The 22,944-nt window shown below is 47.9% G+C and carries 18 protein-coding genes and 2 pseudogenes; 9 read left to right on the forward strand and 11 right to left on the reverse strand.

Annotated elements, in window-relative coordinates:
* Nucleotides 1-19: 19 nt before the first annotated feature.
* The 5 genes and pseudogenes from BM058_RS18905 to BM058_RS14155 form a co-directional block, all read right to left on the reverse strand.
* Nucleotides 20-502 carry an S-layer homology domain-containing protein gene (locus BM058_RS18905; protein ID WP_407690189.1) on the reverse strand — a complete coding sequence of 161 codons (483 nt, stop codon included), beginning with the start codon at nucleotides 500-502 and terminating at the stop codon, nucleotides 20-22.
* 6 nt (nucleotides 503-508) lie between these two features.
* Nucleotides 509-667: pseudogene (locus tag BM058_RS18910) on the reverse strand (hypothetical protein); the annotation flags it as partial.
* 18 nt (nucleotides 668-685) lie between these two features.
* Nucleotides 686-901 (reverse strand): annotated as a pseudogene (locus BM058_RS18915) (S-layer homology domain-containing protein); the annotation flags it as partial.
* 76 nt (nucleotides 902-977) lie between these two features.
* The gene (gene panF, locus BM058_RS14150; protein ID WP_090927705.1) at nucleotides 978-2,423 is read right to left on the reverse strand and encodes a sodium/pantothenate symporter; all 1,446 of its coding nucleotides are present in this window, start codon (nucleotides 2,421-2,423) and stop codon (nucleotides 978-980) included.
* Entirely contained in the window at nucleotides 2,420-2,689 is a 270-nt protein-coding gene (locus BM058_RS14155; RefSeq protein ID WP_090927706.1) for a YhdT family protein, read from the reverse strand. Before BM058_RS14155 ends, panF begins: the two co-directional genes overlap by 4 nt.
* Nucleotides 2,690-2,844: 155 nt before the next feature.
* Between BM058_RS14155 and BM058_RS14160 the strand changes: the two genes are divergently transcribed.
* Nucleotides 2,845-4,077, forward strand: coding sequence for a hemolysin family protein (locus BM058_RS14160; protein ID WP_090927707.1), 1,233 nt, complete (start codon nucleotides 2,845-2,847; stop codon nucleotides 4,075-4,077).
* Nucleotides 4,078-4,135: 58 nt separating this feature from the next.
* On the opposite strand, the gene BM058_RS14165 is transcribed toward BM058_RS14160, so the two are convergent.
* Both BM058_RS14165 and BM058_RS14170 read right to left on the reverse strand, forming a co-directional pair.
* Nucleotides 4,136-6,169 carry a beta-galactosidase gene (locus BM058_RS14165; RefSeq protein WP_090927708.1) on the reverse strand — a complete coding sequence of 678 codons (2,034 nt, stop codon included), beginning with the start codon at nucleotides 6,167-6,169 and terminating at the stop codon, nucleotides 4,136-4,138.
* Between the two features lie 438 nt (nucleotides 6,170-6,607).
* A complete protein-coding gene (locus tag BM058_RS14170; protein WP_090927709.1) occupies nucleotides 6,608-7,783 on the reverse strand; it encodes an ROK family transcriptional regulator in 1,176 nt (391 codons plus the stop codon).
* A 184-nt stretch (nucleotides 7,784-7,967) separates the two neighbouring features.
* On the opposite strand from BM058_RS14170, the gene BM058_RS14175 reads away from it, so the two are divergent.
* The 4 genes from BM058_RS14175 to yicI all read left to right on the forward strand — a co-directional run bounded on the left by BM058_RS14175 (nucleotide 7,968) and on the right by yicI (nucleotide 13,394).
* Nucleotides 7,968-9,227, forward strand: a complete 1,260-nt coding sequence (locus BM058_RS14175; protein ID WP_090927710.1) for an ABC transporter substrate-binding protein — start codon at nucleotides 7,968-7,970, stop codon at nucleotides 9,225-9,227.
* Between the two features lie 78 nt (nucleotides 9,228-9,305).
* The gene (locus BM058_RS14180) at nucleotides 9,306-10,196 is read left to right on the forward strand and encodes a carbohydrate ABC transporter permease (RefSeq protein WP_090927711.1); all 891 of its coding nucleotides are present in this window, start codon (nucleotides 9,306-9,308) and stop codon (nucleotides 10,194-10,196) included.
* 2 nt (nucleotides 10,197-10,198) lie between these two features.
* On the forward strand, nucleotides 10,199-11,020 hold the full coding sequence (locus BM058_RS14185) for a carbohydrate ABC transporter permease (protein WP_090927712.1): 822 nt from the start codon (nucleotides 10,199-10,201) through the stop codon (nucleotides 11,018-11,020).
* Nucleotides 11,021-11,051: 31 nt separating this feature from the next.
* Nucleotides 11,052-13,394, forward strand: coding sequence for an alpha-xylosidase (yicI, locus tag BM058_RS14190; RefSeq protein WP_090927713.1), 2,343 nt, complete (start codon nucleotides 11,052-11,054; stop codon nucleotides 13,392-13,394).
* Nucleotides 13,395-13,552: 158 nt separating this feature from the next.
* Here yicI and xylB read toward each other — a convergent pair whose 3' ends face one another.
* Together xylB and xylA are read right to left on the reverse strand one after the other, a co-directional pair.
* Nucleotides 13,553-15,052 carry a xylulokinase gene (xylB, locus tag BM058_RS14195; protein ID WP_090927714.1) on the reverse strand — a complete coding sequence of 500 codons (1,500 nt, stop codon included), beginning with the start codon at nucleotides 15,050-15,052 and terminating at the stop codon, nucleotides 13,553-13,555.
* Between the two features lie 13 nt (nucleotides 15,053-15,065).
* Complete coding sequence (gene xylA, locus BM058_RS14200; RefSeq protein WP_090927715.1) at nucleotides 15,066-16,388, reverse strand: xylose isomerase; 1,323 nt, start codon at nucleotides 16,386-16,388, stop codon at nucleotides 15,066-15,068.
* Nucleotides 16,389-16,649: 261 nt separating this feature from the next.
* On the opposite strand from xylA, the gene BM058_RS14205 reads away from it, so the two are divergent.
* The 4 genes from BM058_RS14205 (at nucleotide 16,650) to BM058_RS14220 (ending at nucleotide 21,061) form a co-directional block, all read left to right on the forward strand.
* Nucleotides 16,650-18,356 carry a methyl-accepting chemotaxis protein gene (locus tag BM058_RS14205; RefSeq protein ID WP_090927716.1) on the forward strand — a complete coding sequence of 569 codons (1,707 nt, stop codon included), beginning with the start codon at nucleotides 16,650-16,652 and terminating at the stop codon, nucleotides 18,354-18,356.
* A 278-nt stretch (nucleotides 18,357-18,634) separates the two neighbouring features.
* The gene (locus tag BM058_RS14210; RefSeq protein ID WP_090927717.1) at nucleotides 18,635-19,672 is read left to right on the forward strand and encodes an amidohydrolase family protein; all 1,038 of its coding nucleotides are present in this window, start codon (nucleotides 18,635-18,637) and stop codon (nucleotides 19,670-19,672) included.
* A 20-nt stretch (nucleotides 19,673-19,692) separates the two neighbouring features.
* Nucleotides 19,693-20,049: a Rieske (2Fe-2S) protein gene (locus BM058_RS14215; protein WP_090927718.1), complete on the forward strand. Its 357-nt coding sequence runs from the start codon at nucleotides 19,693-19,695 to the stop codon at nucleotides 20,047-20,049.
* 16 nt (nucleotides 20,050-20,065) lie between these two features.
* The gene (locus tag BM058_RS14220; protein ID WP_090927719.1) at nucleotides 20,066-21,061 is read left to right on the forward strand and encodes an NAD(P)/FAD-dependent oxidoreductase; all 996 of its coding nucleotides are present in this window, start codon (nucleotides 20,066-20,068) and stop codon (nucleotides 21,059-21,061) included.
* Nucleotides 21,062-21,292: 231 nt separating this feature from the next.
* On the opposite strand, the gene BM058_RS14225 is transcribed toward BM058_RS14220, so the two are convergent.
* Together BM058_RS14225 and BM058_RS14230 are read right to left on the reverse strand one after the other, a co-directional pair.
* Entirely contained in the window at nucleotides 21,293-21,544 is a 252-nt protein-coding gene (locus tag BM058_RS14225; RefSeq protein WP_090927720.1) for a hypothetical protein, read from the reverse strand.
* Nucleotides 21,545-21,785: 241 nt separating this feature from the next.
* Nucleotides 21,786-22,457 (reverse strand): hypothetical protein, encoded by a 672-nt coding sequence (locus BM058_RS14230; RefSeq protein WP_090927721.1) that lies wholly within the window; start codon nucleotides 22,455-22,457, stop codon nucleotides 21,786-21,788.
* Between the last annotated feature and the right edge of the window lie 487 nt (nucleotides 22,458-22,944).

Below are 22,944 nucleotides of genomic sequence, written 5' to 3' on the forward strand. Positions count from 1 at the left end.
GGTATCTGTATGTTACCTATCACAGTTCAATTTCCGTTCGCCCGCCTTTGTAATAAAGCCTATGACTTCCTTCCTGTGTCCCTGTCGTCAGGCGGACTACAGTGACAGCGTCATCGCTTCCGGCCGGAGAATTTTCAGCATCCACAAACTCCACACTCAAGACTACGGCAGGAGGCTGAAAGGAGAAGTCATCTACACTGATTGCTGAAAGCTGCCGGTCAAAACTGACATCCATCGTATTCCGTCCGGAAGAGGCTGCTTCAAGAATTCCTGCATCTCTTGTATGTGCCGCCGCTCTGGCACGATCCAAAAAGACAGCGAATTGATCTCTCGTCACGGTTTCATCCGGACGGAACATCCCGCTGCTTGTCTGTGTAATGCCGTGCTGGGCGAGAATCTCTATGTTCGGACGATGGGTGGGAGCCGCGCTGCTTAAGTCACGGATTCCTGCCCCGTCCCCCTCATCTTCCAGGGAGAAAGCACGCACAAGAACCGTGGCCATCTGCTGCCTGGTTAAATCCGCTCCTGCTTCAAACCTGTTGGCGTTTCCGGTCATATACCCTGCCTCATTCACCGCTTCAGCAAACGGGGTATAATAGCTGCCGCGATCGAGGTCGCTGAAAGACGAAGCCGTACTCCCTGTGTTCAAACTGAACGCTGTCGTCAACAGTTCCGCGACCTGCCCCCGGTTAATCTCTTCCCCGGGGTGGTACGTGCCGTCAGAATATCCGTTCACAATGTTTTCTTCCGCGAGGCGCTGAATGGAGGCCGACGCCCAGTGACTGTTACGAACATCGGAAAAAGCCTCCGCTGCATCTGCGCCGCCGGCATAGAATAAAGAGCCTCCGATCACTGCGGCTCCTGCACAAAGAAGCAGTCCGGTGCGGTATAAATATTTCATCTATTAACCTCCTCGCCCATTGTATTGTCGATCTTGTTGGAAGCAATAATTCCCTCTGTACATCCGTCTGTAAACATTACTGCCGGGAAAGCCTGGTATCCATAAAGCTCCGGGAAACAAGGGTTGCTGTAATATACCCCGCGCATGACAGCAGTACCGGAAGCGTCACCGTATGCATGCCAAACGGTTCCGGCCACAGATTATGAATCAGGCTGTACGCGGCGACGCCGATAATAATCGATGCCAGCGCTCCGTATTTGTTTCCTTTCGACCAGTACAGACCGAGCACGACCGGCCAGATAAAGGCGGATTCAAGGCCTCCGAAAGCGAACAGGTTCAGCCAGATTAACAGATCAGGCGGACTGAGCGACATCGCAAACACGCTGATCCCAAGAACCGCCGTCACCCCGAAACTGACCCGCTTCACCTGCTGCCGGGACGCATCGGGTTTCATGTAGTTCACATACACATCTTTCACCACAGTGGAGCTGACAAGCAGAAGCAGCGAATCCACCGTGGACATGATAGCTGCCATCGGTGCGGCCAGCACGATACCGGCAAGCCAGGCCGGCAGCACTTCCATCGCGATCCGCGGCATCACGGAATCCGGTGTTTCAATGCCGGGCAGAATTGGACGCGCCATGACGCCGACAAGGTGCATCCCAAACATCATAAACGCCGTGACCACCGTGCCGATAATGAGCGCCCGGTGCATCCCTTTGGAGCTTTTATAGGACATCGCCCGCACCGCCACCTGCGGCAGACCTATGACACCTACACCGACGAGAATCCAGAACGAAGAAACGTACCTTGGTGTCAGGCTGCCGTCGTGACCAAACGGTGTCACAAGATTCGGGTTTTCTGCGGCAAGATCGGACATAATATTACCCATACCGCCGCCTGCTATAATGGTTCCAATAAGTATAATAAGGGTACCGAAAAACATCACAATGCCCTGCAGCGTGTCCGTGACGACAACAGCACGGAACCCGCCGATAATCACGTATACAATCACCGCGGCGGCGAAGATAAACAAAGCGGATGTGTAGGAAAGCCCCGTCAGTGACTCAATCAAACGGGCACCTCCCACCCACTGCGCAGCCATCGCTGAAAACAGGAAGATAATAATGCTCGCCGCGCTGAGCAGCACAACAGCCTTGCTTTGATAACGTCCTTTCAGGTAATCAACAAGCGTTACAGCCTTATACTGCCGCGCCTTTACCGCAAATTTTTTCCCAAGAATCATAAGTACGAAGTAACCGGTTGCCGTCTGGGACATCGCAAGCAGTACCCAGCCGAGCCCCTGGGTGTAAGCCACTCCCGGACCGCCGACAAAACTGCTCGCACTTCCGTACGTTGCAATCATCGTCATCGCAAGGATCAGCCCGCCAAGCTCCCGGCTTCCCAGAAAATACTCCTGCAGGAAGTCACGCTTGGATGCCATCTGCCGCGATGCCCAGAAACCGATGCCGAAAATCGCCGTCACAAATACAATCAGAGGGATCACAACTCCCCAGTTCATGAAGATCCCTCCTCATCGTCAAGCGGTACTTCTTTGAAAAAAAGCTTTACTACGGCGCTGACCAGCACCATCATTACAATAGACCCCAGGGCGCAGCTGTAGAAAAACCAGGCCGGCATACCAAGAACATAATGGTACGCTGAAGGATCAGCCGACCCCAGTCCATAGGCAAAACCAAACCACCACAGAAAATTGAATACCACCAGGCCGACCCCGATCCAGGCTTCCCGGTGTGCAATACGAAATCGCTTATCCACGTTCTTCATCTACCTCTCCCCTCAAACATTACATTCTACGACAGATTTTACTATGCATCGTTTCTTTTTTACATACAATTCGCAAAATAATTCCGTGTTTCTTCTGTTTTGGAAAGGGTATAGTAAGGAGTGTGGAACACGTTCAAACGTTGGAGGATGGTTACATGATAGCTGCTATTATCGTTTTACTCTGTGTATCCCTGTTTTTATCAGGCAGCGAAACGGCTCTCACCGCCGTCAATCAGATGAAAGTAAAATCACGCGCGGATAACGGAGATAAAGCGTCCCAAAAATTATTACATATGATTTCACGTCCCGATGAGATGATTACCGCGATCTTGATCGGCAACAATATATCCAATATTACCCTCCCTACGCTGGTCACCATCGTGGCGCTCGATTACGGTATTAACGTCGGCATCGCTTCAGCCGCTCTGACTGTTACCATTATTGTCTTCTCTGAAGTGCTGCCAAAATCAACAGCCGCTACCTTTGCCGACCGGATTGCCTACTTGGTCGCTCCGGTGATACGGGCCGTGATGATTATTTTCAAACCACTGACATACCTGCTGTCGCATTTCACAGGTGCGGTTATACGGGTTATTTCAAAAGGGGAAAAAGAGCAGTCCTCTTTCTCCAAAGAGGAACTGAAAACGATGGTCGACATCGGTTCGTCGGAAGGAACGTTTGAAAGCGATGAAACCCAGCGGATCAAAGGGGTCATCGACTTTTACAATAAAGATGTGAAAGACGCCCTGAAAACGCCTCGCATCGATATCACCGGCATCCCGGCCGGAAGCTCGTACGACGAAGCCGAAGCCATCGTGCTCGAGAATAATCATACCCGTTATCCCGTGTATGACGGGGATATGGACCATATCATCGGTATTTTTCACTCTAAGCTGCTCCTTAAATGGGCCCAAGAGCCGAGCCTGAGTCTGGCGGATTTCACCGATAATTATCCGCTCTACATTGTCGAAACGACCAATATTGAGAAAGTCTTTAAAATGATGCTCAAAGAGAAAAAGCACCTGGCCATCGTGCTGGATGAATACGGCGGCACCAGCGGCATTATCAGTCACGAAGACATTATTGAAGCGATGATCGGCCAGGAAATCGCTGATGAAACCGACGACGGGGAGGAGAAGTTGATTGAGGAACTGTCGGAGAAACATATCGTCTGCCACGGCAAGCTCGGTCTCCGCCGTCTCAATGATCTGTTCCGGGAGAGTATTCCGGAGGATGAGGATATAATATCAGGATTTCTATATAAAGAAATGGAAAAGATACCAAAAGAAGGAGAAACACTGGAATATGATTCACTGTACTTTGAAATTATCAAGATGAACAAAAACCGGATTGAAAAAGTGAGAATTACAAAAATGACAGAAGAATAACAAAGCTTCCGCCTGTCGATACAGATGGGCGGAAGCTTTTTTGGTATGCTTTATTTTCTTACTGGGAGTCCTTTAAAATCATTACCCCTTTTGGCTCAAGCGTATGCGCTCCGGTAACCGTTTCTCCTGTGAGCAGATCTTCTGTCTGTCTCTCTCCAATATCAAACGAGGACGTGCGGTCGTTGTGATTCATGAGAAACAAATAGGAACCACTGTTGCTGCGGCGTTCCGAGGCTTCCACCCCGTCGTCGGCGTATGTCACAAGCGGGGCTATCCCCTGCTTTTCACAAAGGTCGCGGAGGAAATCTTTCAGAAAGTCCCCTTCCGGACTCGACGCAACATAGAAGGCATTTCCGCTGCCATAGGAGTTCTTCGTGACAACCGGCATGCCCGCGTAAAAGTCGGAACCATACTCCGCCAGCACCTCAGCGCTTTCCGCGTGGATAAGATCAAACAGCAGCCGGCAGTTATATTCTTTTTGCCCGTGCTCCCATGGTTCTTTCATGACAATCTGATTTTTCTTCTCCGGCGGCAGCGCATCGATCTCTTCGGCCCAAATGCCGAGCAGACTTCGTAACTCTCCCGGATAACCTCCAAGGGTGACAAGATCATGCTCATCGACGATACCGCTGAAGAATGTGGTAACAAAAGTACCGCCATTATTCACAAACGTCTTCAGCTTATCCGCGTATCCGCGTTTCACCATGTATAATACAGGCGCAATGACAAGGTCATAGCCGCTCAGGTCCTCTTCCACCCCGATCATGTCCACCTGGATATTCTGCTTGTACAAGGCCTCATAATATTTGTGCACTTCCGTCACATAATCAAGCGCCGCGGACGGACCGCTCGACAAGTCAACCGCCCACCGGTTTTCCCAGTCAAAAACGATGGCGGCTCTGGCCTGCACCCGGCTGTCCAGCACTTCATCCGACAACACGTCCAACTCTCTGCCAAGCTCCGCGGTTTCCCTGAACACCCTCGTATGTTCATGACCCGCGTGTTCAATAACGGCACCGTGAAATTTTTCCGTGGCCCCGGCGGAACGTCGCAGCTGAAAATACAGAACCGTATCGGCTCCCCGCGCCACCGCCTGATAACTCCACAACCTCATCACGCCCGGCCGTTTCAAAGAGTTGTAAGACTGCCAGTTCTGCTGGCTCGGTGTCTGTTCCATCAGCATAAAGGGCTGTCCGCTTTTCAGCCCGCGCATTAAATCATGCGTCATGGCGGTGTAGCTGACCGGGGTATCCATGGCCGGGTAGTTGTCCCACGACACAACATCCATCTCTTTTCCCCATTTGAAATAATCAAGCATCGGGAAGGTGCCCATGAGATTCGTCGTCACCGGCGTATCGGGGGTGTGTTTTTTGAGTGCGTTGTATTCCAGCTGAAAACACTCCAGCAGGCTGTCGGACATAAACCGGCGGTAATCGATGGAGATCCCCTGAAAATCTGTCTCACTCCCTTTGCGCTCCTCACTTAAAGCACTCGGGGCGACGATTTCATCCCAGTCGTAAAACGTATGGCCCCAGAAACGGGTATTCCATACTCTGTTCACTTCATCGAGTGTCTTATATTTTTCTTTCAGCCACTCCCGGAACGCTGCTTCGCAGTGCCCGCAGTAACAGTATCCTCCGTATTCATTGGATACGTGCCAGATCAGCACTCCGGGATGCTCTTTGTAACGCGCTGCCAGTTTTTCCGCAATTCTCTCGGAATACTTCCGGTAAGTCGGGCTGTTGGGGCAGGAATTATGCCTCCCTCCGAACTTCCGCTGCTGCCCGTGGAAATCCACCCGTAACACATCGGGATATTTCTTTGCCATCCACGCCGGATGAGCAGCCGTGCTCGTAGCCAGGCACGTATAAATCCCCTGTTCATACAGGCGGTCAATCTGTTCATCGAGCCATTCAAAATGGCACGTGTCTTCATCCGGCTGATTCTGCGCCCAGGAAAACACATTTAATGTCGCCACATCAATGCCGGCGAGCTTAAACATCCGCACGTCTTCATCCCACGTCTCCCTGTCCCACTGCTCCGGATTGTAATCCCCGCCAAACCAAATCTTTGGAAGCTGTTTGTTTATCATGTGAAACCCTCTCTTTTTTTTCGAGTCTACAATAGATGCTTTTATGTATATGTCCGTTGTTTGATAGAAAACGCTTTCAGAAGTAGTTTAATAGCGATCGCGTTGAAAGTCAATTATTAATTAAATTAATTAATTCATACTGGGTGAAAATCCCCCCTATAGATACACTAACAATCTATAACGAAAGCTTAGTGTCCGCGAAATAGCGTTATGGGGACACTACCCTGCTGAAATAATGGATTAGTGGTTACGGGCTGACGGCAATGGACACTAGTTGCTTACTTTAGAAAGATAGTATCCATCAAAACCGCCTCCATGGACACTGGAGGTACAATTTGAATATTTAGTGTCCACTACAGAGTTCCATAAAAAAAGCGCGGTGCCTTCAGCAGCAGAAATTCCGCTGAAAACACCGCGCCGCGCCGGATTTTCCGCCCTTCAGGTAACGGTGACTTTGTTTTCCGAAAAGAACGCTTCCACCGAAAACGCCGCGGAACCAAGAGCGCAGGATTCAATGCCGAACTGGGAGAAAGAAACCTCCAGACCTTCGTAAAAGGGCGGAAGCAGACGCTGCTCCAGCACGTGGTGAATAGGATTCTCGAGCCAGCGCTGGATTTTGGACAGACGGTTGCCGATAATAATCTGTTCCGGGTTGAACGTGTTCACGACATTGGTCAGTCCGATGCCCACATATTCCCCGATGCGGCTGAGCAAGGAAAGAACCTCCCCGTTCCCGGCTTCTGCTTCCTGTATCAACTGGTTCAGGCTCAGCTCTTTCCCTTCCATCGAAGGCAGTTTCGCCGCCTGCTCCAGCAATGTACTCTCCGAACTGTACAATTCCCAGCACCCTTTGTTCCCGCAGCGGCATTTCTTCCCATTCGCATCGATGGAGATATGTCCCATCTCCCCCGACATTCCGCGGGCACCTTTGTATAATTTGTCATCAATAATAATGCCGGTTCCAATACCGATGCCGAGACTGATGTAAACAAAATCGGAACTTTTTCTGCCCGCTCCGTGAATATTTTCACCGTGGGCACCGGCTTTTGCTTCGTTTTCAATCACCACCGGGAGCTCGAAATACTGCTCCAGATCCTGCTTCACATTCACCTGTTCCCAGTTCAGGTTCGGCGCGAACAGGATGGACCCGTTGTTGTCCGTAATACCCGGCACACCAACGCCTATGCCGACTACTCCGTAGGAACTGGCCGGCTGTGTTTCCATCAATGTGTTGATAATATTCTTAAGCATAGGCAGAACCACTCCGGGAAACGTTTCCTCCAGCGGCTCCTCTATTTTTTCCACCACCTGACCCTGCAGATCCGTCAGCACAGCCAGTATGTAGTTGACTCCGAGATCGATACCAATGGCATAGCCGGCTGTCTGGTTAAAATAAAGCATAACCGGTTTCCGGCCGCCGCTTGAGAGCCCGGTCCCGATTTCAAGCACAAAGTCTTCTTCCATCAACTCGCTCACGAGCCCCGATACCGTTGCCTTGTTCAACCCCGATTCCTTCGAGATCTGTGCTCTGGATATTGGACTCGATGCCTGTATCGTCTGCAGAACAATGGATTTATTAATTTTTTTCACTAACTCCTGATCACCGGTTTTCATCGTAATCCTCCAACGTTTGTTTATTTATTAAACATAATAGCATAAAAATAATCGTATAATAAGTCTACATCTATCTCTTATTCTATCCTAAAAGTCATCATCCTATGTTAGAAAACGCATCCATTATCACTTTGTACTTTGTTCATCATTTAAACTATCTAAACTTAAAGTAAGGGGTGTAAAAATGAAGCTGTTTGCTAAAAGTCTGGGGCTGGTCAGCGCGGTTATCACGTTCATGGTCTTGGGGGCATGTGGCAGTAACGACGGAAGTACCTCATCTTCTGAGGAAGAGAACAATGAGGGTGATTCTGCTGACGAGATTTTAGTTTGGGATTACTTCACCGGTGTGCAGCAGGAGAAGTTTTATGAACTGGTAGAGGAATATAACAATTCTCAAGATGAAGTCATTGTTAAAACTGAATATGTTCCGTTTGACGAAATTAAGAAACAGTTGTCTGTCGGATCTGCCGGGAGTAATCTTCCCGACATGGTTTTTATGGACAACGTCGATAATGCGGCTTTTGCTGAACAAGGAATCCTCACAGATCTAACCGAACAGATTGAAAATTGGGATCAAACAGAACAGTTCCTTGAAGGCCCTTTAGATTCTACGATGTATGACGGTAAATATTATGGACTTCCAGTTACAAGCAACACGTTAGGACTTTATTATAATGAAGACATGTTTGAAGAAGCCGGCATTTCCAACCCTCCTGAAACGTGGTCGGATTTGAAAGATACTGCTTCTCAACTGACTCAAGGGTCAGTCCAGGGATTTGGCATGTCAGCAGCAAAATCGGAAGAATCCACCTTCCAATTCTATCCTTTTCTCTTATCCGCTGGAGCTGACTATAAAAGCCTTGGATCTGACGGAGCCACGCAGGCTTTATCCTTGGTAAATGAATTGGTCGATAACGGTTCCATGAGTTCCAGTGTCATTAACGCCACGCAGGATGATCTAGCCCGTCAGTTCAGTACAGGTAATCTGGCGATGATGATTAATGGAACGTGGAACATTGAACGAATTAAATCAGAGAATCCTGATTTACATTTCAATATTGCTGAAATTCCAAAAGCTGAAAAGCATGCTTCTACCCTTGGTGGAGCCAATTTAACCAGTGTGGCAGGCGGAAATGTCGAAGCTTCCTGGGATTTCATGAAATGGCTTACATCACCTGAACAACTTACAGATTATACAGCAGAAACCGGAGTCTTCCCTCCACGGCAGGATATATTGAATGAATCCAATCATTGGAGTGAAGATAAGCACCTTTCCAGCTTCCTTCCAATAATGGAATATGCTCAAGCAAGAGGACCATCTCCTGAATGGCCGAATGTTTCGGAAGCTATACAGTTAGCACTCCAGGAATCTTTAACTGATTCAAAATCACCGGAACAAGCTATGAAAGATGCAGCAGAAGAAGTTTCAAATATTTCGGAGTAGACGGATAGCTCAAAACTATCTGTCTCCCGTTCCCTTATTACCGTTCGTTCACAAAATGGGTGTGTAAGGAGATTTATCATGCTTAAAAAATTACCCGGACGTTGGAATGGATATTTGTTTTTATTTCCAGCAGTTATCTATATGCTGGCTCTCATAGGTTATCCTTTACTCTACAACCTGATTTTAAGTTTTCAAAACGTTGACCTGCAGGGATTAAACACCGGCGAGTCAAGTCTCATTGGCTTCGATAACTATATGAATCTATTTCAAGACAGTGTTTTCTGGATTTCTGTAAAAAATACACTGCTTTACACCGTTGGAAGCGTTGTGTTTCAGTTCGTCATCGGATTTCTATTGGCTTTGTTTTTCAGTATGAAATTTCGTCTTGCTTCATTTTTGCGGGGGATTATGATGGTGAGCTGGCTCATCCCTCTCACTATCTCCGCTCTCTTATTTCGTTTCATGATGGGTGCTGATGGAGGAATATTTAATCAATTCTTATTATCTATAGGGATAATTGAAAATCCGATTCCATGGCTGACCAGTCCGCAGATGGCTCTATGGAGTGTAGTTCTGGCAAATATATGGGTGGGCATTCCATTCAATATGCTTCTGCTCTCTACGGGATTAAGCAACCTGCCTGAAGATATTTATGAAAGTGCGAGTCTTGATGGAGCCAGTATTATTCAGAAGTTTTTCCACATTACCGTCCCTTTGCTGCGCCCGGTTATACTGGTCGTCATGATGCTTGGCTTCATTTATACATTTAAGGTATTTGACTTAATTTTTGTGATGACAGGGGGAGGACCTGTAAATGCTACAGAAGTACTTTCCACCTTGTCCTACCAATACTCTTTCAGCGATTTTGAATTCAGCATGGGAGCTGCAACCGCGAATATTCTCTTTTTAATTCTATTTGTTGTAAGTTTGGTCTACTTAAAAATGATCAAAAATGATGAGGTGATGTAAGCATGAAAAACAGAAAGAAAGAATGGCTGCTGAACATTGCCGGTATTTTGATCGTTTTTATCTTTTTATTTCCTGTGTTCTGGATGATCGTAACATCTCTTAAAACGCAGAATGAGATCTTTCAAGTTCCTCCTACATTTTTACCGGCAGATTGGCAGTTCAATAGTTATCAGGAAATATTTCAACGGGGGATAATACGTAATTTCGCCAACAGTCTGTTAATTGCGAGCTCTACAACTCTGATTGTACTGGTACTATCCGTACCTTCTGCGTACGGACTTGCCCGCTTTTCGATAAAAGGGAAAGAATTATTTATTCTCTTATTCCTGGTCACACAAATGCTGCCGGCTACGGTTATTTTGACTCCGCTGTTTATTCTGTTTGACCAGTCGGGAATTTTAAACTCTTACATCGGACCGATCCTTGCCTGCGCAACGTTAGGGATTCCATTCTCTGTATTAATTTTACGAACCTTTTTCCTCGGTATTCCAAGAGAATTGGAAGACGCAGCCAGGATTGACGGATGTAATCCTTTGAGTGCGTTTATACGTATTATCATGCCTCTTGCCACCCCCAGTATTATTGTCTGCGGGGCTGTTTCCTTTTTCTTCACATGGGGGGATTTGATCTTCAGTATTACATTTAACCGAAGCCAGGAACTCTGGCCCCTGACTGCAGGCATTTATAACGCTATTGGACAATACGGGATCGAATGGAACTTATTAATGGCGTTTGCTACTATTTCCGCTCTTCCTGTATTAATTATTTTCATAATACTTCAAAAGCGCTTAGTCAAAGGTCTTGCAAGCGGTGCGGTGAAATAACAATTAATTTACAGAGAGGTGAATGGAAAGAATGAAATTTTCAGACGGCAATTGGCTGACACAGCCTGGTTATAAAATTTATACACCGAAACTTGTATATGACGTACAGCGCGGAGATAACAGCATTACCTTCTATGCCCCCTGCAAGTATATCAATCACCGTGGCGACACCCTCGACGGGCCATTATTGACCGTAAAGGTGTCATCTCCCTTAAATAATGTCATCCGGGTGCAGGCTTGGCATTTCAAGGGACAGAAAGAACGAGGGCCCTGGTTTGACTTATCAGAAAATGCATCCGAAGCAATCATTGAAGACAATGAAAGCTTTGCCCTGCTTCAAAGCGGCAGCCTAAAAGCCCGTATTCATAAAGATACATGGAGTGTAGACTTCTTGAATCGTAACAAAAACCTTACAAATAGTTCTCCGAACAGCCTGGCTTATATTACCTCTGAAGATGGCAGCACTTATATGAGAGAACAATTGAATCTTGGGGTAGGTGAAAATATTTATGGATTGGGAGAACGCTTCACTCCTTTTGTGAAAAACGGACAGACCGTAGATATATGGAATAAAGATGGAGGCACCAGCACCGAACAGGCATACAAAAACATACCTTTTTATCTCTCCAATAATGGATATGGTGTTTTTGTGAATCATCCTGAACTTGTTTCTTTTGAAGTTGGTTCTGAGATTGTTTCAAAATCCCAATTCAGTGTGGAAGGTGAAAAGCTGGATTACTATATTATAAACGGACCCACGCCTAAAGACGTACTGAAACATTATACAGACTTAACAGGAAAGCCTGCCCTGCCACCGGCCTGGTCTTTCGGCCTGTGGTTAACAACGTCTTTTACCACGGATTACGATGAGGGGACCGTGAATCATTTTATAGACGAGATGCATAAACGCGATCTCCCGTTAAGCGTTTTTCACTTTGACTGCTTTTGGATGAAGGAGTATGAATGGTGTAATTTCAAATGGAACCGCAGCACATTTCCAGAACCAGAAAAAATGTTAAAACGATTGAAAGACAGAGGGCTGAAAATTTCCGTTTGGATCAATCCATACATTGCCCAGAAATCAGAACTATTTGAAGAGGGAATGAATAATGGTTATTTATTAAAAAGACCGAATGGTGATGTCTGGCAGTGGGATCTGTGGCAGGCGGGACAGGGAATTGTAGATTTCACAAATCCGGATGCCAGGGCATGGTACAGAGAAAAACTCGAGGCACTTATAGATATGGGAGTGGACAGCTTCAAAACAGATTTTGGAGAACGAATACCAACAGATGTTGTCTACTATGATGGGTCCGATCCATATAAAATGCATAATTATTACACCCAAATGTACAACTGGTTGGTTTTCGATCTTCTACGCGGGAAATTAGGTACACATCAAGCAGTCTTATTTGCTAGATCCGCAACGGCCGGCGGACAGCAATTCCCCGTTCACTGGGGAGGAGACTGTTCTGCCAGTTTTGAATCCATGGGGGAAAGTCTCCGGGGAGGCTTATCCCTTACTTCATCCGGATTCGGATATTGGAGTCATGATATCGGCGGCTTTGAAAATACAGCAGCTCCTGACCTTTTTAAAAGGTGGACCGCCTTTGGTTTGTTGTCATCGCACAGTCGTCTGCACGGCAGTTCTTCCTACCGTGTTCCATGGCTTTTTGATGAGGAAGCTGTCGATGTTACCAGATTTTTCATAAAACTAAAACATCGCTTAATGCCTTATATTTTCACGTCCGCCTGCATGACTTCCAAATCCGGCATTCCACTCATGCGTCCTATGATGATGGAGTTCCCGGAAGATCCTTCGTGCACCTTTGTCGATACACAGTATATGCTGGGGGATTCCATCCTGGCGGCTCCTGTTTTCAATGAAGACGGCATTGCTTCCACTTACCTGCCCGAAGGCACATGGACAAACTTGATAACCAATGAAGAAATCTATGGAGGATCCTGGATCAAGGATACCTACGATTATTTTCACCTCCCTCTCTTTGTTCGGGAAAATACACTTCTTGCTGTCGGAGTCAACGAACAGAAGCCGGATTATGATTATGCAGAGAATGTTACGTTTCATTTATTTGCCCTCGGTAATAACCAGGAAGCCGAAACGGATGTTTATAACGTCCACGGAGAAAGAATATTGCATGCTGAGGCAGTACGAACCGGCAATACCATCACGATTTCCAACGATATGCTTACAGGCTCCAAGCCGTGGCACGCGCTTCTCCGCAATGTCTATTCGGTCTCAGAAGTTAGAAATGCCCATTCTCATGAGGTGGAAGAAGGTGTTCTTCTCACTCCTGAGCCATTAGATAGATCCATAACATTGAAAATCCCTGCTGACCCAGCCCATATATAATCGAAAGCATTCTTTTCCAGTTTTTTTATAGTTTCTTCTGATCCCACTATCAGATCAACAATAGGAATTAGTGTCCGGTAAACAAAACATCCGGGCACCCCCTGCTGATACAGAAAAGACCCGGGAGTCCAGCATTCCCGGGTCTTTCCCTGTCATTTTTACGTTCGAAATTCTTTCAGTCTATTGTTCAGTTCTTTCGTCTGTTCGTACACATTCTGGTACAAGCCGTATAATGCTCTGTACGTTTCGCGCCTTTCTGCGTCTGGATAAAACACACGGTCTACCTGAAGGAAAACCTCGGAGCATTCCTGCAGACTGGAAAACGCTCCGCTTCCGTAAGCCGCAAGCATGGCTGCACCTACACCCGGCCCCTGCTCGCTTTTCAGTTTGATCACATCGGCTTCGAATATATCCGCCTGCATCTGCAGCCAGGTTTCATTCTTGGCGCCTCCTCCAATGGAAACGATAGATGATATCTCCCGGCCGTGATTGCGGATGATGTCCACTGATTCTTTCAGGGAAAACGTGATGCCTTCCATCACAGACCGGACAAAATCCTTTCTGCCATGCGAACTGTCCATGCCGATAAAACTGGCGCGTATATCGGCGTCGGCATGCGGCGTGCGCTCCCCGTCCAGGTACGGGGTGAAAAGCAGTCCGCCGGCTCCTGGCGGGATCTCCTCCACCCCTTCTACCATTTCATCCATGGATTCTCCGGGTGCAAAAACGTCCTGGAACCAGCGCAGGCTGTTGCCGGCAGATAGTGTTACACCCATGGCATAATACGCATCCGGTGCCGCATGATTAAAGTAATGCACGCTGCCTCCAAAATCTTTTGAGCCGTCTTCTTCATACGACAACACCACTCCTGACGTGCCGACGCTGCATAACGTTCTACCTTCCTGTAAAATGCCTGACCCGACGCCACCGCATGCGTTATCGGCGCCGCCTGCGATGACCTGTGTTTCCCGGGAAACCCCCGTACGCTCGGATATTTCCTCTGTCACAGGGCCGATAGGGTCAGTGGCTTCGAGCAGCGGCGGGCAGAACGAGGGATCGATTTCAAAGGCTTCGCACATATCCCGGCTCCAGGTACGCTCCACAATATCAAGCAGCAGCGTGCCCGCAGCGTCGGAGTAATCCATATGAATACGCCCGGTTAGTTTGTAACGCACATAATCTTTTGGAAGCAGAAACGTTGCGGCCTGCTCCCATATCTCGGGTTCGTGCTCTTTCACCCAAAGCATTTTGGAAAGAGTGACGCCTTCCACCGCAGGGTTTTTTGTCATGTCCAGAAGACGTTCTTTTCCCAGAACGTCTTCTATCTCCCGGCACTGTGCTGTCGTTCTCGTGTCATTCCAGAGAATGGCGTTACGCAGCACATCATTTTGTTTATCGAGTAAAACAAGACTGTGCATCTGCCCCGAAAAACTGAGACCCTTGATACTCGCTGCGTCATGGGGGAATCTCTCTATCAGTTCCTTCAGGGCACGTGTGGTCTGCTCGGCCCATTCCTCCGGATTCTGTTCACTGAACCCGTTCTGCGGCTGCATGAGGGACAGTGGTTTTGCCACCTCGTCCGACACCTCTCCCTGTTCACTTACCAGCATTGCTTTGACGGCACTTGTTCCAAGATCCACTCCAATGAAATAGTCCATATCTTATGCTCCTTTACCGGGAAAATTCGGTGAGCAGGTATTGATTGAGGATCGATCTGATTTTTTCCAGACGGCCGGATTGATGCTCAATCGAACCTGTATCCAATATATGTTCCTCCAATTTGTGAATATCGGTACGGTTATTTACAATATCCGCGCCGATGCCTTCGCCGTAGCTGCTGTACCGCTCGGCGGTAATGTCTTCGAGTACACCATCATCCAGCAGACGGGAGGCGACCTTCAATCCGGCAGCATACGTATCCATACCGGAAATGTGGGCGTGGAAGAGATCTTCAGGTTTAAAGGAACCTCTGCGTACTTTCGCGTCAAAGTTCAGACCTCCTTTACCGAGACCGCCGTTTTTCAGAATTTCGTACATGGCCAGCACGGAAGAATAAAGGTCTGATGGAAACTCGTCGGTGTCCCATCCCAGAAGCAGATCTCCCTGGTTGGCATCCACGGATCCAAGAATGTTATGAATCCGGGCGTAATGCAGCTCATGCTCAAACGTATGACCTGCGAGTGTGGCGTGATTGGCTTCAATGTTGAACTTGAAATGATCGGTCAGCCCGTAATTCTGCAGAAACGCATAGCCCGTTGCTACATCAAAGTCATACAGGTGCTTCATCGGTTCTTTCGGCTTCGGTTCGATCAGAAACTGCCCCTCGTAGCCGATTTCTTCCGCGTAATTCACCACCATATGAAAGAACCGGGCGAGATTATCCAGTTCCTGCTTCATATCTGTGTTCAAGAGCGTTTCGTAACCTTCCCGTCCGCCCCAGAACACATAATTTTCCCCGCCGAGTTCTTTGCCGATTTCAAGACCCTTCTTCACTTTGGCCGCAGTATACGCGAACACATCCGCGTTATTGGACGTCGCCGCCCCGTGAATAAAGCGGGGATGCGTGAAATTGTTCGCCGTGTTCCAAAGCAGCTTCGTGTTACTGTCTTTCATGTACTCTTTGATCATGCCGACAATTGTATCGAGATTCCTGTTTGTTTCTCTTAATGTATTCCCTTCCGGCGCGATATCAACATCATGAAAACAAAAATACGGAACACCGAGTTTCTCAAAAAATTCGAATGCCGCCTCCACGCGCGCTTTGGCCAGGTCCATACCGGTGTATCCGTCCCACGGCCGCTCCATCGTGCCGGCACCAAACGGATCCGACCCATTCTCTACAAATGTATGCCAGTACGCCACGGAAAAACGCAGATGCTCCTCCATCGTCTTTCCCTGTACTTTTTCCTCTGGATGATAGTATTTAAACGCGAACGGGTTCGTGGACTGCGGTCCTTCATATGCAATCCGGCTGATGTCTTTGAAATATTCCATAAAACAAGTCCTCCTTCACTATTAAAAAACCGCTTACACAGCATTGTACACTGTATTGTTTTCTTTGTCTATCGGATAAACTAAGTTTTTTGCATAATAGTATTGGCGCCTACCCCATCCATTATCTTTTTAAAAATTTACTTCCTGTTTACACTACCTTAATATTAATCCTTCACAATAGTACGTGCATTAAAATTTCATGTATTTGGCAAATCAATAGGAAACAGTAACTAATGCATAACTAAGGAGGAGAAAGGCTTTATGCTTCAAAGGCGCTGGAACAACCTAAACATAGGTAAAAAGTTCGGAACAGCTTTAACAGTGACCATTCTACTGTTCATTATTTCTACAGTGATCGTCTCCTTTCAGCTGACGCAGGTTCAGAGTAATATGAGCTCCGTGGAAACACAGGCAGAGCGTTCCATTAACATTACAGAAATGGCATCCTTGTTCCGCTCTAAAGATGCGCGGATCGCGGACTATATGATTGCTGAAGATCAGCAGCTTCTCGAAGAATATGAAACGCAGCGTTCCGAATTCCAGGACCTTCTGAATTCGATCGAGCCACAGCTTAACACCGGAGAACAGCGGAATCTTTTCAACCAGATTAAGAGCAATGACACGGAAGCTGATCGTGTCTTTACCGAGCGTATCGTGCCGGCGGTTCAGGACGGGGATACACAGGGGCTTTATACGTTCCGCGAGCAGACGATCGACTACCGGAGTAACACAAGCGACCTGTTGGGCCAGCTGCGGCAGCTGATCGATGAAGAAAGACAGGCTTCGATTCAGGAGGCGCACCACCAGGCTTCCGTGGCGTTTTGGACTTTAATTATATCCATAATCGCATCAACGCTGCTGGGCGGTTTGATTGTACTGCTGGTGAGCCGTTTCGTTAACCGGAATCTGAAGAAAGTTGTCACGATCAGTAACGAAGTCGCAGACGGTAATCTCGATGTAGATACGATATCGTACAACAGCAAAGATGAAATCGGTCAGATTGCGGCAGGTTTTAATACCATGGTAGAAAGTCTTCGCAGCACCGTTCACCAAATTCAGGATATTTCCGAGCAGGTCAGCAGCCGGAGCGGGGAACTGACCCGGTCTTCACGCGAAGTAAGTTCCGGCGCACAACAGATTTCTTCCACCATGGAAGAACTGTCGTCAGGGGCGGAAGAGCAGGCAGGCACCTCGAGTGAGATATCGAGCATCATGTCCGAACTGGATGAACAAATACGCGAATCCAATGAAGAAAGCCGCGAGCTGGAGGAGTCCTCTCAGGTTGTGAGTCAAAAATCCAGAGACGGGCGCACCCAGATGGCTGAGTCGGTAAATCAGATGCACAATATCACGTCTCTCGTACAGGATACGTCTGAAAAAGTAAAAGGGCTTGAAAGCCGCTCCCGGGAGATTTCCAAACTGATTGAAGTCATCGAAGATATAGCCGAGCAGACCAACCTGCTGGCGCTCAACGCAGCGATTGAAGCCGCCAGAGCGGGAGAAACCGGGAAAGGGTTTGCCGTGGTGGCCGAAGAAGTCCGCAAACTGGCAGAGCAGGTATCAAACTCTGTTTCTGACATCACCGGTATTATTCACGGCGTACAGGACGAAACAAATGCCGTCGTGCAATCTCTCGATGAAGGACAGCAGACTGTGGAAGATGGAAGCCGGCAGATTGAAGTGAGCCGGGATTACTTTGACGTGATCAATGAATCCATCGACTCCATGCAGTACCGCATCCAGACGGTAGCTTCCAATTTAACCAGCATCGCTGCTCACAGCGCCAAAGTCAGGGAATCCGGTGAGGAGATTGCCTCCACCTCGGAAGAAACATCCGCCGGCATTGAGCAGGTATCCGGCACAACCGAGCAGCAGAACGCAGCGATGCAGGAAGTCGCCGGAAACGCTGAATCCCTGTCCCATATGGCGGAAGAACTGAACGGCTTAACGAACAAGTTCCGGCTCTAACACGCTGGATATCACCGGCACAGCATCATCCGCTCCCGTTTATCCCAGCAGATAAACGGGAGCTTTTTTCGATTTATCTGTTTGTTTTGTAAAAAATATTTTTTCAAAATTTATCACTGCTTATCACTGAATGTCACTGAAGCTCACTGAGTATTCTCATATGCAATGACGGCCTGTCATCAACGTTGGAGGAAAATAACCGGTGTGATACGATGTTTCCCAGTTGATCAGAAAAAAAGCACTTCCCGCGGCGGGAACTCTGGAGGAGGAAATTCACAATGTTAATTGATACCGATGTTCACGAACGCGTCATGTACGAAGAACTGCTTCCTTACCTGGAGCAGCCATGGAAACGATATATCGAAGACTGCCACTGGATCCAGGAAAAGCATATGCCTTACACCCAGCCGGCTGTGGCCGGTGTCGACCGCGCCGACGCCCGTATTCCGGACGGCCGCCCGGCGGGGACGGATCTTTCGTTTATGCAGCAGCAGCTGCTCGATGCCAATAACCACGAAAAAGCGGTACTCACCGGCGCTCTCGACCCTTCCCCGTCTTCCATGCACGGTTGGTACGAAATGGCGACGGCTCTGGCCACAGCATATAATAACTGGCAGATTGACAAGTGGCTGGACCAGGACGAACGCCTTTACGGGTCCATTCATATCGCAGCCCAGGAACCATGGAACGCGGTGAAAGAAATTGAACGCATCGGCTCCCATCCGAAAATGGTGCAGGTTTTGCTCCCGATCGATGATAAACTGTGGGGCGATCCGTACTATCATCCGATTTTTGAAGCAGCCCAGCGGCACAACCTCGCAATCGGCATGCACCATAACGAGCCGCCTGTTTATTACGGACAGTGGCCGAAATACTTTATCGAGTGGCACACCCTGATCCCGACGTCCCACATGAACGTCGTAACCAACATGATATTCAACGGTGTTTTCGATAAATTTCCGGATCTGAAGCTGATCATGATCGAAGGCGGCTTTACGTACGTTCCTTTTCTCATGAATAAAATGGATCAGCAGTATACCGATCTCCGTCATGAGGTGCCGTGGGTGAAGCGGATGCCAAGTGATATTGTGCGGGAAAATATGCTGTTTACCACGCAGCCGCTGGAGAGCATGAAGAAGAAAGAACTCATGCAGATTATCGACCAGCTCGGGTCGGATGAGATTATTTCGTTTTCTACCGATTATCCGCACTGGGATTACGATTCCCCGGATGCCGCGCTTCCGCCAAACCTGGATGATGATCTCAAAGAAAAACTCTACACCGAAAACGCACGTAACTTTTACCCTAAATTTTAGTCTACTTGGAGGTGTCGTTCATGGAACAAAAAGTCTGCCATAAAGAAGACCTGCAGCCCGGAGAAATGATGGAAAGCACCCTCGGCAAACATTCCATCGTTGTCTGCCGTGCTTCCGACGGGCATTATTACGCTTTTTTGAATCGCTGCATTCACCAGGGCGCTCCCCTGTCAAAAGGAAAATTGTGCGGCGCCCCCGCCCCTACCGATAATGTCGGGGAATATAATTTCGAAAAAGACGGCGACATTCTGCGCTGTCCCTGGCACGGCAGGGAATTCGATGTGAAAAATGAAGGCCGGATGCTTGTGAATGAAAAATATAAAGTGAAAAATTTCAGCGTATCAGTCGAAAATAACGACGTAATTGTTTACAATTGAGTGTGGGTGATGTTATATGATCAATGAAGAAGAGCTTTACGATATAGCGATCATCGGCGCTGGTCCGACCGGTCTGTTTGCTGCGTTTTATGCAGGCATGCGCGGAATGAGTGTCAAGTTGATCGACAGTCTGCCGCAGGTGGGTGGACAATTGTCCACCCTCTACCCGGAAAAATATATATACGATGTAGCCGGGTTTCCGGGGGTGAAAGCGCAGAAACTCGTGGATGACCTGGCTGAACAGGCTTATGCCTTTGATCCTACAGTGGTTCTCGAAGAAACCGTTCAGGAAATTGATAAAGATGCCGACGGACGCTTCGAACTTTCCACAAACGAGAAAACACATTATGCCAAGACAGTCGTTGTCACAGGCGGCATCGGTGCATTCGAACCGCGCCGTCTGAAGATGGAGGAAGCGCGGGAATTCGAAGGGAAAAACCTGCATTACTTCATCGATGACCTGCAGGCCTTCTCCGGACATAATGTCCTGATCTCCGGCGGCGGTGATTCCGCGCTGGACTGGGCCCTGATGCTGGAGCCGATTGCCAAAAATGTGACAGTCGCCCACCGGCGCGAGAAATTCCGCGCCCATGAACACAGCGTGGAACAGCTTTTCCAGTCCGGCATGAGTGTAAAAACACCGACGGAAATCTCGAAGTTCGAAAGCCAGGACGGCAAAATCAAAAAAGCCGTGCTGAAAGACATTCAAAGTGAAGAAGAGGAAAACCTCGATGTCGATTCTGTCATCGTCAACCACGGCTTCATCTCTTCCATCGGACCAATCAAAGAATGGGGCCTCGATCTTCAGAAAAACTCCATCGTCGTTAACTCACGGATGGAAACCAACATCGAGGGGCTGTACGCGGCCGGTGACATCTGCACGTACGACGGCAAGGTGAAACTGATCGCCACCGGATTCGGAGAGGCTCCGATTGCGGTAAACAACGCCAAGCACCTCATCGACCCGAAAGCCAAAGTACAGCCGCAGCACAGCACAAGTTTGTTTTCGTAAAAACAGAAAGAGCCTCCTTTCAGTGGAGACCTGCGCGCCGGAGTCCGGCAGCTGGTCTCCTTTTTTGTGCGCTGAGGTCCCTGAGGCTGGGGCTGGGGCTGCGTCCACTATCAGCCTGAAATGAAGGAGTAGTGTCCACCAATTGATGTTTGGTGGACACTACGGCACGAAGACGAGGAGATAATGGACGCCGGCGGATGCCCGTGTCCACTAATCACCCGCGTGAATGTCCTAGTATCCCCTAAGGTGCTCTTTGTGGGCACTAAATCGCTCAGCAGCATAATTAGTGTTCACAATCCCGCTACCCATAAGAAAAGCGCAAGACACCGCAGCTTGAAACGCCTTCATCATTTGCCATACAAAAGAGTCTGGGACAAAACCTCTATAAGATAGAAAAATGCCGAACGATTTTTTAAAATCGTTCGGCATTTTTCGTTGCTGAGATAAACCGCTGCGCCAAAATGCTTCGCTTTCCGCGGGCACGGCTCAAGCCTCCTCGGAAGAAAATCGCTTCCTGCGGGGTCTTGAGACTCGTGCTGTTCCCGCAGGAGTCGAAGCATTTTAGCTCCGCTACCATTCGACCGTTGAACAACGCCGCAAGACATTCGTGTTGTCCTCCACCTATTTTACTTTTGTCCCAGACTCTTCATTACTTATCTAGTATTGTCTCAGTCTCATTTTTAATCAAACGTTTGTTTTATACTGCAACTTGTATCCAACATTTTCATTCTCCTGATGGTGAATCCGGCGTTTTTGTGACGTTACGTTTCCTTCGAAACACGAAATAAGCTGCAACCCCTGCCAGAATAACAACCAGGCCTGTAACGACAATGATTCCTACAGTGCTTCCCTGTTGTACTTCATATTCCGCATAAACATCCGTTCCCTCTGCCAAATCAATATACCAGGTCAGCTCACTGCCATCAGCTTTATGAGCATTATGTTCCTCCGGTGTTGTTGGAAAATTGACTGTTAACGTAGATTCTATCATAGAACCGGCCATCTCATCGCCTTCCCCTTCAAAAGGAACATCGAGAACTCTTTTCGTTTCTGACACTTCTTCCAGTAGGATACTGTCTGTGCCTTCGTTCAACAACTCATTAGTATCAGCTTCCGTTAAGGAATCAAACGACCGGGAGGCTTCCATATAAAGTCGATCTTCTTCATCCTCCAACGTTGTTTGAAACCCCTCCTTCTGCAGTTCTTCCTGTCCATTTACCAATTGCTGTCGTATTTGACTTTTGCCAAAAGGTACATCACTTAAATCTACTTCAACATCCATGGTGAATTCTCCACTGTCATCATTATGTATTTCCAACTCCATGTTATGTTCAGCACAAGCAGATAAAAGCATTACACCCCCCAGTAGCAGCAGAAACAAATAACTTTTGTTCATATTACCCCTCCCTCTTTGTAATTAATTATTCTTCCACATGCTCTTGTTTTCTCAGAATTTCTAACCTATCAATGATCACCAGCTAGATGCGTTCCCACCTCACGGAAACATATATTGTTATGTATAACAATTTGAACCAGTACAGAATCCTTCCACCTGTCCGAACAGGAATTTGTTGGTAAATTAGTATATGACCGTGCTCTTGGAAATCACCCACATCGCACATGGTCGCTAACCCTCCCATATATCACTGGCTGAAGGTCCATACATTCCTTCGTCCGGCGTATCCATGTGGTGGGGGGGCGGCTAAGCTCCTTTGCTGGGTCTATGCCCGAATGGATAAAATGAACGCCGCCTCGGCACTATTGGTGTTTGTTCTATAGGCACAGAAGAACGAGAAACAAGGTCGTATCAGACGTGAACATTAGGCTGCTTGAGCTTGAGATCGTCTTCGATCTCTGAGGAGCTTCGCTCCATCAAAGGCGCA

The sequence above is a fragment of the Salibacterium qingdaonense genome (assembly GCF_900114715.1).
GTDB classification, from domain to species: domain Bacteria; phylum Bacillota; class Bacilli; order Bacillales; family Marinococcaceae; genus Salibacterium; species Salibacterium qingdaonense.